Source organism: Cohnella sp. GCM10020058 (genome assembly GCF_042683485.1).
Classification (GTDB): Bacteria; Bacillota; Bacilli; order Paenibacillales; family Paenibacillaceae; genus Cohnella.
On record NZ_JBHUJV010000015.1, the window covers coordinates 296715 to 312485 of the forward strand.

Sequence of the window (15771 nt, forward strand, 5' to 3'; positions counted from 1 at the left end):
CGGTACCGCTGTCGTTTTATTGCGCTTTCTTCACGAAATCGTATAAAGACATAAAAAAGATTTGTCTCGAAATGCCCTGGGCTATTATGATGGACATAGGTCGTTTGCATTAGCGCCGCAACTTCAGCGCAACTTTATCGCAACTTGAACGTGCGAACGACGCCGCTTGGCAGCTGAATCCGTTCCGATGGACATAATTATTGGCAGCTCCCGCGACAGCGTTTACACGACGCCTGGGCGATCAGACCAAACAGACAGGATGATCATCATGAAGCTCCAGCCGCTGCGTTATTTTCGCAATTTCTCGACGACGCTCTTCCTTCGCCTGATGGCGGGTTTCTTGAGCATCATCATTCTCCTCGTATCGCTGACCGCGTACGCGCTGTCCGTCTCCAAGAGCAATGTCCGCGGAGAAATCGTCAAGTATAACACGTTGATGCTGGACACCACGATGGAGAATTACGAGAAGCATTTCGACATTATTCGCAAGCAAATGTACCTTTTCATGTTCAGCGACCGCGTCCAGAAGCTGCAGCGCGAACCGCGCTATTCCGACTTCGGCGCGATCGTTACCGATATTCAGACGCAGGTGTTGAACTCGAATTTGTATATCGCCGACATCGTATTCTACTCCAAGTCCCATAACTTCGTCATCGACAAGTCGGCGAGCACGACGCCGGACAATCTGTTTGACGTGTTCATGGCCGGAGAGCAATATCCCAAGTCCTTCTGGGACCGGCAATTCGAAGAAAGCTACACCAACCAGACTTTTCCTGCGGATCGCTTTTATTCCGATGTATTTACCGGCAGGCAGGAAGTCGTAGGCGACTATATCCCCATGATTTTCAAGCGCGCGGACAACCGCGACTTTTATATGGCGGTCTTCCTTGACGCGAACCGGATGTACGAGGCGTTTCACCAGTCGCTGAACGACGACTTCATCATCTACAATTTCGAAGGCCAGACGATCTTCGAGCGCTCCGACATCGGCGGCTTCCCGGCGCTCGCCAGTCTTAAGTCGCGTATCGGAAACGAGTTCGTCATGGACAAACGCTATCACTTTTTCAGGACGAGCATCAGTGGAAGGACGTACATGCACCGGCTGCCCGTCGCGCAGATCGCTTCCCAGACGCGTCTTAATCTGACGCTCGTCGTGCTCGTGGTGGCGGTCGTGCTGCTCAGTCTCGTGATGGCGCTGCTGCTGGCCGCCCGTATCAACAATCCGTTCAAGCGGCTGGTCGAATCGATTCGGGGCGCGAGCGACGAGGTGCCTTACCGGTCGAGCATCCGGGAGTTCGACTTGATCGGCAACCAGCTGCAGGACAAAAACAAGCTGATGAAGCAATGGGCGTTCATTCATCTGCTCAAGGATATCCGGGGAGGCGGCCGAGACGCTGCGAAGCTGGAGTTTACGGACAAGCCGTTTGTGTTCGTCCTGTTCCAGGTCGTCGAAAAGAAGGGCGCGAGCTGGGACGACGGAACGTTCAGCAGCTGGCTGTATTATATGAAAGTATTTATCGAGGACAAGCTGAACCGCGTATTCCCCGACGCGCTGACGAATCAGGTGGAATACAACCAGATTCTAAGCCTTGTGTTCATCGATCGGCTGGAGACGCTGCAGGAGCTGCTGCGGGAGATGAAGACGGTGTTCGACCAGGATCGGGACAGCGGCACGATCACGATCGCCGTCACCTCGATCTACGATCGCTCCGACCAGATCAGCGCCGCCTACAAGGAGGTGCGGGAGCGGATCGACGATCGCGGCCTCGTCGACGAGACGCAGATCGTCGTTTCCTCTTCGAGCAGGCACGCGGAGGTCGCCTTCACGCAAGAAGAAGATTCCGAGTTCAGGGCGAATCTGCGAGAAGGCAACGGGGAGGTGCTCGAGCGGCTCATGGAACGATTCTTCGCGAAGCAGCGCGCCCGGGAACTGACGGCGGCCGCTTGGCTGGGATTCGCGGAGTCGCTGACGGAGCGCATCCGAAGCGCGGCAGCCGATCAGCTCGGCGTGCCGGCGGCGGACGCCATCCTGGAAAACGCAGAGCAGCTCATCGAAGGTTGCGTCACGGTGGAGGCGCTGGAGCTTCTGCTGCTCGATTGGACACGCCGGACGGCGGCGGAGATCGACGGCAAAAAGGACCGCAAGGATACGGTGACCACATTCGTTATGAACTACGTGAACGAGCATCTGGCGGAGGAAATCTATCTCGATGCGCTTGCGGAAAAGCTGAACCTTAGCAGCGGTTACCTGTCGACGTACTTCAAGGACAAGACCGGCAAAAACTTCGTCGAGTACGTGAACGAGACGCGAATCAAGGCGGCGGCGGCCATGCTCGTGAGCGGCCGCTCCAAGATTCAGGAAGTGGCGGAGGCCGTCGGCTATCGCAACATCGCTTCGTTCAATCGGATGTTCAAGAAGTATACGGGCCTTCGGCCCAGCGATTATCGAAAAAGCATGCAAGGCGCTTCGGGGGAATGAAGCCGGCGGCGGCAGGGAACGGGAAAAGCCCGTCCTGCCGCCGTTTTTGATTGTTTGCGCTTGTTTCTTTGCCTGTTTTACGGAAAGTTAATACTTTTTTAATATGCCTCGAAAAAAGTACTATTTTTAAAGACAACCGATTATTTACCGGGCGGGCCCGGAGCGCCTACGATGAGAGCAAGCCAAAGGACGACCGGAGAGTTGCCGGGCCGGACCGAACGGCAAGCAGCATGCGCAAGGCAACTTAATCGCAAGGCAACTTGCAAGGCAACTTAAGACGATATTCGAAAAGGACGGGGTGTCGGAATGAAATCGTTGAAATGGACATGGGCGGCAGCTGCGGCGGTCGCGCTGACCGTAAGCGGATGCGGCAGCAACAATAATAATGAGCCGGCTGCAAGCTCATCTGAAGCAAGCGGAGCGAGCCAGTCGGCGTCGGCAACGGCGAGCGGATCGGCAAGCGCGTCGGCTGCATTGCCGGAGCCGGCGAAAATTCGCATCTTTACAGAAAACAATACGGCCTGGCCGCCCAAGCCGGACTGGGGCGTATGGAAGTGGGTCAAGGAAGAGACCAACATCGACGTCGAGCAGGTGCTCGCGACCGGTCCGGAATCGCTCGCGCTGGCAGTCTCTTCGGGCGACATGCCTGACGTGCTGTCCGTATTCCCGAACGACGTGCAGAAGTTCGGTTCCCAGGGCGCCTTCGAGGATCTGTCCAAGCATATGGACCAGATGCCCAACGTCAAGGCGTTCCTCGACAGCCATCCGGACGTCATGTCCCGCGTGGTGTCGCCGAACGGCGAGATTTTCAGCATTATTAACGACGGAGCGGGCGAAGGCAGCCAGATGGTCTGGTTTTACCGCGACGACATCTTCAAGAAGAATAATCTCGAAGTTCCGAAAACGTGGGATGAGCTGTACACGGTGGCCAAGAAGCTCAAGGAGATCTACCCCGACAGCTATCCGTTCCTGTTCCGCCACGGCCTGAGCACGCTCGATACGTTCGGACCTTCCTTCGACTTTTATCCGGAGTTCTATCAGGATCCGGCCGATCCGACCAAGATGAAGTTCGGTCTCGAAGACCCGAACGCCAAGACGATGGTCGAATGGCTCAACAAATTCGTGAAGGAAAAGCTTATCCCGCCGGACTGGCTGACGATGGACTACAAGGCTTGGACGCAGTTCATGTCGACCAACAAGGCGTTCGTCACCGTACAGTTCATCGGCCAGATCGAGATCATGAACAGCCAATTGACCGAAGGTCACCTGCAGTTCATGGCGCCTCCGATCGGCGCCGGCGACAAGCCTTACCTGCCGAAGGGCGGTCAAGAGGGCTACGGTCTGGCCGTCGCCTCTACGTCCAAGAACAAGGACGCGGCATACCGCTACCTGGACTACATCTTCTCCGAGAAGGGCAAGGACATTCAGAGCTGGGGCAAGGAAGGCGAGACGTACACGGTCGTGGACGGCAAGCGCAAGTTCAACGACAACTACAAGGAAGCGAACGACCTGCGCGTCATCTCCGGCATCCAGACCGCCGCGACCTACGGCTGGTTCGACTTCAACGCCTGGCTCTCGCTGGTTAAGCCGGAAGAGCAGTACGCTTACGTCGAGGCGCCGAAGTACCGGTTCCCCGTCGCCTACAGCCGTCCGAACCTGACCGCCGACGAAGCGGCCGCGCTCTCGACGTCGAACGACCAGCTGTGGAAGTTCTGGACGGGCGAAGTCACGAAGTTCATCAACGGCGACCGTCCGATGAGCGAGTGGGACGCTTTCATCAAGGAGCTCGGCAAGCATGATCTCGAGAAGGTCCGTACGACGTACCAAACGGCGCTCGATCGTCAGCTCGCGAATACGAAGTAAGCAACGATAGCAAGCCGCGGGGCCGTGCGTAGATGGGCAGTGCACGGCCCCGTGCTTTTCCGGAAAGGAGTAACGCCATGAAGCAATCCGTACTTCACCGCATGAAGCGCGACAAGGTGTATTTGCTGCTGCTCTTGCCCGTGCTGCTTTACTACCTCCTGTTCCACTACGTCCCGATGTTCGGGATCGTGGTCTCCTTCATGGACTACAACCTGTTCAAGGGCGTCTGGCACAGTCCATGGGTCGGGCTTAAGCACTACCGGATGTTTTTCAGCAACCCCGACGCCTGGCTCATTGTCCGCAATACGCTCTTACTGGGTTTATATAAGTTTATTTTCGCCTTTCCGGCGCCGATCGCGCTGGCGGTTTTGTTCTACGAGATGCGCTGGAAGAAGTTCAGGCGATTCGTGCAGTCCGTCAGTTACCTGCCGTTTTTCCTCTCCAGCGTCGTCTTGTCCAGCATCATGATCATGCTGCTGTCCCCGAGCACAGGGTGGATCAACAAAGCCATTCAATCCTTCGGCTTCGAGCCGATCAACTTCCTGCAGCGGCCCGAATGGTTCCGGACGATCTATATCGCGTCGGACATCTGGCAGATGACGGGCTACGGCACGATCATCTTCCTCGCCGCGCTCGCGGCCATCGATCCCCAGTTGTACGAAGCTGCCCGGATGGACGGCGCGAACCGTTGGAAGCAGACGGTTCACGTGACGCTCCCCGGCATCATCCCGGCGATTGTCATCATGTTCATCCTGAGTATTTCAGGGATTATCAATATTCCGTTCGACAAAGCGTTCCTGCTCGGCAACGCCGGCAATTTGGACACCGCGGACATCATCTCGACCTACGTCTACCGGATCGGCATTCTCGGCGGCGGCATGAGCTACGCTACGGCGATTAATTTGTCCTTGGGCCTTGTTACCATGCTGCTCGTCTATTTAACGAATGTCGCAAGCCGCAAAGTGGGGGAGACCAGTCTATGGTAAGAACAGGAAGAATCGGCGTGTTCGACGTCGTCAACTTTTTGCTGCTGCTGTTCGTCGCGATCGCCATGGTGTTCCCGTTCCTGCATATGGCTTCCGTGGCGATCAGCGCACCGGAATATGTCGTCCGCAACGAGATCAGCTTCTTTCCGAAGGGCCTGCAGTTCGATGCCCTGAGAGCCGTATTCGAAGACAAGCGGTTGTGGATCGGCTACCGCAATTCGATCGGCTACGTCATCCTGGGTCTCTTCATTTCGATGGCCTTGACGATTATGGGTGCCTACGCGCTCTCGCGCCGGGGACTCGTCCTCTACAAGCCGATCATGCTGTACATCGTGTTCACGATCATGTTTGCCGGAGGCATGATTCCGTTCTACCTGACCGCGCGAGCCTACGGACTCATGGATACGATCTGGGCGATCGTGCTGCCCAATGCGGTCAATACGTACAATCTAATCGTCATGCGAACGTTTTTCTCGGGGATGCCCGTCGAGGTCGAGGAATCGGGCCGCATCGACGGCCTGTCGGATTTCACGGTACTCACGCGCATCGTCATGCCGCTGTCCAAGCCGGTGCTGCTGACGATCGGCATGTTCTACACCGTCGCGATCTGGAACGACTTCCAGAGCGCGCTGCTGCTCATCCGCGACCCGAACCTGTTCCCGCTGCAGCTCGTCATCCGCAATCTGGTCGTCGTCGGACAAGCGGGCGACGTGCTGGAGGCAACGACCAAAGACGGGCACAAGGTCATTCTCGAATCGTTGAAATACGGGGTCATCCTGCTCGGCTGCTTGCCGGTCCTGATCATCTATCCGTTTATTCAGAAGCACTTCGAGCAAGGCGCCATGATCGGCTCCGTCAAGGGCTGATCGATGCGTCAAAAGGAGCCGGACATCATGAAAACCGTTACGGCTGCCGTCATCGGCGCCGGTGGAAGAGGCAGGGAATACGCGCAGTACGCGCTTGATGAGCCCGGGGAGCTGCGGATTACCGCCGTGGCGGAGCCCGATCCGATCCGGCGCGAGGCGTTCGCCGATCGGCACGGCATCGACCCGTCCATGCGCTTCGACAGCTGGGAGGCGCTGCTCGCCGGGCCTCCCGTCGCGGACGCCGTTCTCATCTGCACGCAGGACCGGATGCATTACGAACCGGCCGTCCAGGCGCTCACTCTCGGCTACCACGTGCTGCTCGAAAAGCCGATGTCCAACGACCCCGGCGAATGCGCGAGGCTCGGCCAATACGCGGAGCGCACGGACCGGGTTTTCGCTATCTGCCACGTTCTCCGTTACACGCCGTTCTTTTCGACCGTCAAGCGATTGCTCGACGAAGGGCGGATCGGCGATCCGGTCACGATCGACATGATCGAGAACGTGGGCTACTGGCATCAGGCGCACAGCTTCGTCAGAGGCAACTGGCGCAGAGCTGACGAGTCCAATCCGATGATCCTGGCCAAGAGCTGCCACGATCTCGATATTCTGGTCTGGCTGGCCGGCGCGGACTGCGCCTCGCTGTCTTCCTACGGCGGTCTGCGGCATTTTAAGGAAGAAAACGCGCCGGCCGGCGCCCCGTACCGCTGTCTGGACGGCTGCCCGGTCAGCGACGAATGTGCGTATTACGCGCCGGATATTTACCTGAACAACGCGGACGAGGTATCGGCGCGCATCCTTCGCGGCGCGATCAGCCACGATACGAGCATGGAGGGCGTGCTGGAGGCGCTGCGCACCGGCCCTTACGGCAGATGCGTCTACCGCTGCGACAACGACGTCGTCGATCATCAGGTCGTCGCGATGGAATTCGCCAACGGCATCACGGCGACGTTCACGATGACCGCCTTCACGACGGACGGGGGCCGCACGCTCAAGATTATGGGAACCCGCGGACAACTGCGCGCCCATATGGCTAAAAACACCATCGAGATTTCCGACTTTAAGACGGGACGCGTGGAGACGATCGATCTGGCGTCCACCGGGCTGAATCACGGCGGCGGTGACCTGGGCATTATGCGCGACTTCACGCGACTCGTGCGAGGGGAGGGGAGCGGAGACAGCCTGTCTTCGGCCGACGTCTCGGTCCAGAGCCATATGATGGCGTTCGCGGCCGAGAAGTCCAGACTGGAGCGCAAGACGATTCCAATTCGGGATCTGATGGCATCCGTTAGCGTTTAATATCGAGCGGCGGCTCTCTGCGGGGAGACGTCCGTTCGACGAGTCGAAAAGGAAAACGCTTACAGGAATGGGTATCGAAAGCGGAGTCGAAAAAAATCGGAATCGAAAGGGATGAAGTGTAGTGACGATGTACGGGAAATTGAAAAAGCAAACCGCAATTGTATTGGCTCTGACGATGCTGCTTGGCTTATTGAATCTGTGGCCCGCAAGCGGGGCGCCGCATGCCGCGGCCGCCGACTCCGGTTGGCCCGCGAACGTGCTCGGCGGCACGAACATGCCTTTCCGGCCGACGGATTCCCTCGTCACCACGCAGAACCCGCCCGATTTCAGCTGGCCGTTCGTAACCGGAGCGGACAAGTACGATCTCCAGGTCAGCCGCGATACATCCTTCGCGACGGTCGCGCACGAGAACGATGCGATTTTGTTCAACTACTACAACTTTCCCGTAACGTTCGATGCCGGCACCTGGTACTGGCGCGTCCGCTACCATCAGACGAGCGGCGCCTGGTCCGATTGGAGCACGACCCGCAAGTTCCGGATCGACCAGGACAACGTGCCGTTCGCGGTGCCGCCGGTCGAGACGATCATGAGCGGCGTCTCGACCGCGCATCCGCGCGTCTGGACCACGCCGGCCGAGCTGACCGCTTTCCGCAACCTTCGGCTGACGGGCAACTCCAAGACGGTGTTCGATCAGACGGTGACCGCCTATAACGCCAGCGCGAGCAAGCCGCTGCCGGCCGACCCGACCTTCCCTTACATGAACAACGAAGTGCCGACGAACAGCGACGAGTACGTCGCCGCCCAAGGGGTGCTCAAAGGCTACGCCGAAACCGCGATGACCGACATGATGAACGCGTCGTTCCTCTATCTCGTGACCGGCAACAGCACGTACGGCAGCCGCGCCAAAACGCTGCTGCTCAATCTCGCGTCCTGGAATCCGAACGGCGCGACGAGCTACCGGATTCACGACCAGGTGCACCGCGCCATCGCCTACCGCTCGGCGATCGCGTACGACTGGCTCTACGATCTGCTGTCGGAGAGCGACAAGACGACCCTCCGGACCATGATCAAGACACGGACGGATACGCTCGTCCAAAACTACCTGAGCAACCAAGGGTTTTACAAATTCCCTTACGACTCTCACGGCTGGACGATCGTCGGCTATATCGGCATCATCGCGACCGCGATGCTGAACGACATGCCGGAAGCGACGAACTGGTATAAACTGTCCGTGCCGCTGTTCATCAACGTGCTGCCGCCGTGGGGCGGCGAAGACGGCTCCTGGTCGCAAGGCACGGGATACTGGCAGTGGTCGTCCGGCTCCAACAAGGAATTAATGGACGTGCTGCTGAGCTCGGGCGCGATCAATCTGTACGACAAAGCCTTCTCGCGCAACGAGGGCCTGTACCCGCTGTACATGTTCCCGCACGGCAGCCCGATCGGCGTGTTCGGCGACGACTCGCAATATACGCCGGGCGCGGCAAGCGTGAGCCTGCTGACCAGGATGGCCGATATTTACGACGACTCGCGGCTGAAGTGGGAGGCCGAGGCGATCGGCGCCAAGTCGACCGGCCTGACCGATTATTTCTACCGGGCCGACGACGTGGGCAGCCAGCCGCCGGTCGACCTGCCGAAAGGGATCTGGTTCCCGGATACCGGCGCGGTCGCCATGCATTCGGAGCTGTACGAGACCGACCGCACGTCGCTGTACTTCCGGTCGAGCCCGTACGGCACCTACAACCACACCATGTCCGACCAGAACAGCTTCGTGTTGAACGCATTCGGCGAGTCCCTGGCCGTCAAGGCCGGCTACTACGATTTTTACGGCAGCAAGCATCATTCCAACTTCACGCGGCAGACATACTCTGCTAACGCGATCACGTTCGACGGACGCAAAGGCCAAGCCAACGACAACATCTCGGCGGACGGCAAAGTGCTCGGCTTCGTGACGAGCCCGGACTTCGACGCGACGAGCGGCGACGCGACCCAGGCTTACGCGGGCGGATTGTCGAAGGCGGTTCGCCATATCATCTACGTGCGTCCGTCCGTCTACGTCGTCATCGACGATCTGGCGACGACCAGAGACGGCGGCTCCGAGTTCGAGTGGAACCTGCACGCCGACGACAACCTGGTCCTCGACCCAACCGGCAAGGGCGCCACGATCGCCAAGGGCGACGCGAACCTGAAGGTGCAATTCTACGGCCAGGAGGCCCAGAGCTACCGCACGACCTACGAGACGCAGTACCTCGGACCGGACGGCGTATCCTATCCGCCGACGGGTAACTTCGCGGGCAAATCGCAGATTCACGCGGCCTTCATCACGCCGCGCGAGAACCAAGCGAAGATGGTCGCGACGCTGGCGCCGTACAAACGCGGCGAAGCGCCTGCGAACGTAACGTCGACCGAATACGCGACCTATCTGAAGCTCGCGTTCGAAGACGGCACGACGGTCTATGTCCGCAAAACCGACAGCGGCCTGGTCGACACCGGCGCCGACGGCGTGCAGTTCGACGGCGCGGCCGCCGCGGTCAAGGGCAATTCGGCGCTGCTCGTCGTCGGCACCAAGCTCGTCAAGAACGGCACGACGCTCATCGAGAGCGATTCCGCGGCGACGGTCTCTTACGGCAGCGATCAATTGTCCGTCTCCGCGCAGGCCGACGTTCAAGTAACGCTGGCCGCCACGGGTCTGACCGCGGTACGCGACGCGGACACCGGCAATGCGATTCCTTCCGGCGGCACGGTCGAAGGCGGGCTGAACAACCGCGGCGTCCAATGGTCCTTCGCGAGCAACAAGCTCACGATGCACGTAGAAAAGGGGCAGCGCGCTTTCAAGCTGAACGCCGCCCCGATGCCGGGCCCGCTCGCGCCGGTCACGCTGCAAACCGAGATTGACGGCGTCGCCGGATCGGTGACGCTGCAAGCGTACCGCGACGTGAACGGCGACAGCGTCGCCTGGGGGCAGCTGTCCAACGCGCAAGGCTTCTATGAAGTGGAAAGCGCGCCGGCAGGCTTCTCGTTCCAGAAATACGGGAAGATCGCGAGCGGGCTCATCGACGCCAACGCTTCCGTCCTGCTGAAGGGCGCCACGGGCACGCTGAAGCTGAAAAACCTCGGGTCGGGCGCGCCGCTGCAGACGGAGCAGTACCAGGATCCGGAGCAGACGCGCCAGACGGTCGGCATCGAATGGCAGGAAGCCGAGTCGTTCACGCAGTGGAACGGTACCAAGCAGCCGACGATTTACGATACGCGCCCGTTCCTCTCGAACGGCAAGGGCGTCAGCAACTGGGACCAGTTCGGCGTATCGCTCAAGTGGAAGCTGAACGTGCCGGAGGACGGCACCTACGACCTCGTCGTGAAGTACGTGGCGGGTTGGGATCTGACGACCGCGGATACGGATTCGGTCCGCTACGTGAAGCTCGGCGACGAGATCAAGTACTTTAAGCTGCCGAAGACCGAGAGCTTCGGCACGACGGCCGAGCAGTGGCGCGGGCTGCGGGTCAAGACGGGCGTGCAGCTGTCCGCAGGCGTCGTCGACCTGACGATGTTCCACTCGCTCGGCGGGGTGAACCTGGATTGGATCGGCCTCGTCAAGGTCGGCAGCGATGAGCTTCGTCCATCCGCGCCGGCCAACGTGCACGAAGTGTCCCAGGCGGACGGCCAGATCACGATCGGCTGGGATGCGTCCACGGACAACGTGGCCGTCAAGGAATACGAGATCGAGATGGACGGCGTTAAAAAGCTGACGGTTCCGTTCGGCACGAACACGGCCACGATCACGGGCCTGTCTTCCGGCGTGTCGTACGCCTTCCGCGCGACAGCCGTCGATACGAGCGGCAACCGCTCGTTCAGAGCCCCGGGCTCGGCGCCGCTTGTCATCCAGACGGTGGATACGACGCCGCCGGTATGGAGCGCGGATGCCGCGGTGCATACCCGGTTTCTGTCCAACCAGATGGTGCGGCTCTCCTGGGAGCCGGCCGTAGACAATGCCGGGAAGGTGAGCGAATACCAGATTTACCGCGTGAACGGCGCTGCATTGCTGCCGGTCGGCACGACGAAGAGCACGACTTTCGACGTCATGTCCTTGCAAGCGGGCGGTACCTATACGTTCAAGGTCGAAGCCAAGGATAATCAGAACAACGCCACGACCAACGGCCCCGACGTGACCGCGACGCTGCCGTCGTCCGTTGCCATCCCGGTGTACGATACGTTCGACAACTGGACGACGGGCGAGGTCGCCGATATCAGCGGATGGTCCTTTACGAAAACAGGCGGAACGTCGGTCCAAGCCGCAGCGCTGCCCGAAGGCGGCAACGGCCTGGTCGCGGTCGACAACTATTTTCCGGCGGAGGACCAGTACGCATCGTCGCCGGTCATGCGCAAGATCATCGCCAATACCGGCGGCAAGCTGACCGTCGAGACGCGGACGATGTTCTCGAAGGTGAACCACGACGTCGGGAACTATCTGATCGACCTGAGCGGCAACGGCAAGATTTTCGCCGGTTTCGTCGGGTTCTCGGACGGCGGCATCGGCTTCCAGAAGCTCATTAACGGCGTCTCCACGAACGTTCGTCTGGCGGATGGATACCAGCAACCGAAGGATAAATGGATGACGATCCGCTACGACATCGACTTCGCCGCCAAGACGTACGATCTGACCGTTCAGGAGGACGGACTCAAGGACTACGGCGGCACGCTCGTCGCGGGCGGCCAGCTCGATCGCGCGACCGGGACGTACCGCGTCTTGGGCATTCCGTTCCTCGATACGAGCGCGACGCTCGTCGGCTTCGAGATGTTCCGCTTCTCCGCCCAGCGGTACACGGGCAAGTATACGTTCGACTATCTGGCCGTTTATCCGACGGCGACGATCGCGCAGAGCCTTCCGGCGCCTAAGCTGCGTCTGGCGTCCCAGATCGATACGTCGGCGACGCTTGCCTGGGATGCTTCGACCGATCCGGCGGTGAAGAGCTACGCGATCTATCAGAACGGCACGCTGAAAACGACGGTACCGGCAAACGTGAATACCGCGACGCTGACGGGACTGACGGTCGGCTCCGCGTATACGTTCGCGATCCGGGCCGTCGACCAGAGCGACAAAACTTCCGCAGAATCCAGAAGCCTGGTCCTGACGCTGGCAGGCGCGCCGACCTGGAGCGGGACGGCCGCGCTGAGCGCCGACCTGACCTTCACGAACGCCGTGCGTCTGGTCTGGAATCCGGCGACGGCGAGCTCCGGTCAAGTCGCCTCCTATACGGTGTACCGGTCGCAAGACTCGTCGGCTGCCGTGCCGGCGGGGACCGCGACGGGCACGACGCTCGACGTGGCCGACCTGACGCCTGGCGCGACGTACACGTTCCGCGTTCAGGCGAAAAACGCCGCGGGCGGCGAGTCCGGAGACGGACCGACGCTGACCGTCACGCTGCCGGCGACAGGCAAAATGGTGTACGATTCGTTCGATACGTGGCCGACCGGCGAAGTCTCGAACGGCGCGGGCTGGACCTACACCAAGACCGGCGGCACATCCGTGCAAGCCGTTCCGCTGAGCGATCTCGGCGGCAAGGGATTGCAGGCGATCGACAATTACGATCCGTCGACGGACGCCTACGCTTCGTCGCCGATCATGCAGCGCACGACGAGCAGCATTAACGGACTGGTGACGCTGGAGACGCGCGTGCAGTTCTCCAAGCTGAACAGCAACATCGGCCACTACTTGATCGATCTGGCCGGCAACGGCAAGATTTTCGGCGAGTTCGTGGGCTTTTCCGACGGCGGGCTCGGCTATCAGAAGCTGGTGAACGGGACGCCGACGTTCGTCCGCCTGACGGACTACAACGTCTACAAGCAGCCGGCCGACGAGTGGGTGACGCTGCGCTTCGACTTTAACTTTACGGCCAAGACTTACACGCTGACCGTGCAGGCGAATTCGCTCAAGACCTACGGCGGTTCGGTCACGGCCGGCGGCACGCTGGATACCGCTACGGGCATCTACCGCGTGACGAACATTCCGTTCATGGATCCGAACAACGTCGTCAAGGGCTTCGAGCTGTTCCGGTTTACCGCGCAGCGGTTCACGGGCAAGTACACGCTCGACAAGTTCGTCCTGTACAATACGAACGACGCGCTCTCGTACGCGGCTTCCGCCGAGGCGGCAGAGCCGGCGAGCGAAGAGGCGACATCAGTTCCGGACGCCGTATACGGCGACGAGTTGCAGGCGGGCGAAGAGCAGCCGACGCTCAATCTTGAACCTGCGGATGCCTGATCGGCGCAACGCAATGAACCGCAACTTAACGTAAGACTTCCGTTAAACAAACATCACGACGATGCAGACGGCGCGCCACGCGCCGTCTGCATGCTGTATTAAAGGAGAACTGGCAATGAACATCATCATGGGGCTCGCCCCGGACAGCTACAAATACGTATTCGGCGTTTACCACAAGTACGAGGTGCCGTTCGATCCGGAACGCACCGTCACGCTGGCCTGCGGGCGCCGCGACCGGGCAGCCGCGCAGCTGCTGATTTACGCGGACGAGGAGTTGCTTGTTTGCGTCGGCGAGGATGCCGCGTTCGACGAGCGCGGACCGATCGACGTCCTGCGCGTGAGCGCGAAGGTGCCCGGGCTCGCGGACGGCAGCGTCCGTGCGAGCCTGGTCGGCCTCGTCGAGGACGACGACCGGCAGCTCAAATCGGATATTCTCCTGCGGCAGACCTCGCTCCGGGTGGACAAACGGCGGATGCAGCCGGTGTGGATCGAGACGGAGATCGGCGCGGATGCGGCGCCTGGCGTCTATCGCACGGAGATTACGGTCTATCGCCGACGGATGTTCGAGGATGAGCGGGTAGAGGCTACCCTGCAGTTCGAGATCGTCGTACATGACGTGATCCTGGGCGCGCCTGCGGAAAATACGTTTTATCTGGATCTGTGGCAGCATAATTCGAATATTGCGCGCAAGTACGACGCCGAGCTGTGGAGCGACAACCATTTTGAGGCGATCGAACCTTACGTCGCTTCGCTCGCGGCGCTGGGACAGAAGGCGATCTCGCTGGTCGTCTCGGAAATTCCTTGGTCCGGCCAGGCTTCCTGCTACGACCGGATCGATCCGGCCAACTTGTTCGAGTACAGCATCGTACAGGTGGCCAAACTTGCCGACGGGTCGTGGGATTACGATTTCCGCGCGCTCGACCGCTACGTGGAGCTGTGCATGAAGTATAGCATCGCGGACGAGATCGAGGTGTTCGGCTTGCTGAACATTTGGGTGATCGAGGATGCGGGCTACGGCGGCATCATTGCGGATCATCCGGATGCCGTACGCATCCGGTACCGTGACGAAGCCAGCGGCACGTACCGCTTCATCCGGCAGCGGAGCGAGTTCGAAGCGTACGTCGTCGCGCTGGAGCGGCACTTTATCGACCGGGGTTGGATTGACAAGGTACGGGTGCTGGCGGACGAGCCTTCGGACCTTCCCTTGTTCCGCCAACGTCTCGGCGCCATGCGCAAGATGGCCCCTTCCTTCCAATATAAGGCCGCGATCGCGCACGCATCGTTTATGGCGGAGGAAGGCATTGTGGATCATGTGCCGATCCTCGATTGCGCAGGGCAGGAGCTTGCGCAGATTCAGGCCATGCGAGATGGCAAGACGGGACGTACGCTTTACTATGTCGCCTGCGACGTCAAGCATCCCAACACCTTTATCAACTCCCATCTGCTGGAGGCACGCGCCATCCCCTGGATCGTCCGGCAGCTCGGGCTGGACGGCTTCCTGCGCTGGAACTACACGGTATGGCCGACCGATCCGCTTCGCAAAATCTCGTATCACCATCCGTTTTTCCCGGCAGGCGATACCAACTTCGTCTACCCGGGCCGGGACGGCCGTCCGCTGCTGAGCCTGCGTTACAAGCTGCTGCAGAAGGGAATTCGGGACTACGAGATTATCGCGCGTTACGTCCGGGAGGGCGGCGACCGCGAGCGGCTCGATTCGCGCATGCGCAGCGTCATCCGTTGGGAGAGCCCGGCTGACCTGCACCGGGACGCCAGGCGGCGGATCGAGGAGCTGATCTCGCTCGACGAAGCCGATTACGACGGCCTGATCGCGGAGCTGCTTACCGAGCTGTCGGACAGAACGAAAGACTGACCCAGGCTGACCTTGGCTGTTCCGGCGACCGGCTTGCCAAATTTCACGGCACAATCGCGCCGGGACATCTTGCGCTTTTGTATGTTCATCTAGACGGTCGAATTGCTATATTGATATAGAAGTAAACGATCGTGGCATACATCATCCGGATAAAA

The 15771-nt window shown here is 60.1% G+C and carries 7 protein-coding genes; all 7 read left to right on the plus strand.

The window, feature by feature from the left end:
• The first annotated feature begins 268 nt into the window (after positions 1-268).
• The 7 genes from ACFSR7_RS26060 to ACFSR7_RS26090 all read left to right on the plus strand — a co-directional run bounded on the left by ACFSR7_RS26060 (position 269) and on the right by ACFSR7_RS26090 (position 15616).
• The gene (locus ACFSR7_RS26060) at positions 269-2479 is read left to right on the plus strand and encodes a helix-turn-helix domain-containing protein (RefSeq protein ID WP_378166672.1); all 2211 of its coding nucleotides are present in this window, start codon (positions 269-271) and stop codon (positions 2477-2479) included.
• Between the two features lie 306 nt (positions 2480-2785).
• Positions 2786-4342 carry an extracellular solute-binding protein gene (locus ACFSR7_RS26065; RefSeq protein WP_378166673.1) on the plus strand — a complete coding sequence of 519 codons (1557 nt, stop codon included), beginning with the start codon at positions 2786-2788 and terminating at the stop codon, positions 4340-4342.
• Positions 4343-4419: 77 nt separating this feature from the next.
• Entirely contained in the window at positions 4420-5328 is a 909-nt protein-coding gene (locus ACFSR7_RS26070) for an ABC transporter permease (RefSeq protein WP_378166675.1), read from the plus strand.
• Positions 5322-6194 carry a carbohydrate ABC transporter permease gene (locus ACFSR7_RS26075; RefSeq protein WP_378166677.1) on the plus strand — a complete coding sequence of 291 codons (873 nt, stop codon included), beginning with the start codon at positions 5322-5324 and terminating at the stop codon, positions 6192-6194. The genes ACFSR7_RS26070 and ACFSR7_RS26075 overlap by 7 nt, the downstream gene beginning before the upstream one ends.
• 27 nt (positions 6195-6221) lie before the next feature.
• The gene (locus tag ACFSR7_RS26080; protein ID WP_378166679.1) at positions 6222-7490 is read left to right on the plus strand and encodes a Gfo/Idh/MocA family protein; all 1269 of its coding nucleotides are present in this window, start codon (positions 6222-6224) and stop codon (positions 7488-7490) included.
• Between the two features lie 139 nt (positions 7491-7629).
• Positions 7630-13746 carry a DUF4962 domain-containing protein gene (locus ACFSR7_RS26085; protein WP_378166681.1) on the plus strand — a complete coding sequence of 2039 codons (6117 nt, stop codon included), beginning with the start codon at positions 7630-7632 and terminating at the stop codon, positions 13744-13746.
• 115 nt (positions 13747-13861) lie between these two features.
• The gene (locus ACFSR7_RS26090) at positions 13862-15616 is read left to right on the plus strand and encodes a DUF4091 domain-containing protein (RefSeq protein ID WP_378166682.1); all 1755 of its coding nucleotides are present in this window, start codon (positions 13862-13864) and stop codon (positions 15614-15616) included.
• The last annotated feature ends 155 nt before the right edge of the window (positions 15617-15771 follow it).

Excerpts from the sequence above, each read along its gene's own strand:
- ACFSR7_RS26060 (WP_378166672.1), top strand. The coding sequence starts at position 269 with ATGAAGCTCCAGCCGCTGCGTTATTTTCGCAATTTCTCGACGACGCTC.
- ACFSR7_RS26065 (WP_378166673.1), top strand. The coding sequence starts at position 2,786 with ATGAAATCGTTGAAATGGACATGGGCGGCAGCTGCGGCGGTCGCGCTG.
- ACFSR7_RS26070 (WP_378166675.1), top strand. The coding sequence starts at position 4,420 with ATGAAGCAATCCGTACTTCACCGCATGAAGCGCGACAAGGTGTATTTG.
- ACFSR7_RS26075 (WP_378166677.1), top strand. The coding sequence starts at position 5,322 with ATGGTAAGAACAGGAAGAATCGGCGTGTTCGACGTCGTCAACTTTTTG.
- ACFSR7_RS26080 (WP_378166679.1), top strand. The coding sequence starts at position 6,222 with ATGAAAACCGTTACGGCTGCCGTCATCGGCGCCGGTGGAAGAGGCAGG.
- ACFSR7_RS26090 (WP_378166682.1), top strand. The coding sequence starts at position 13,862 with ATGAACATCATCATGGGGCTCGCCCCGGACAGCTACAAATACGTATTC.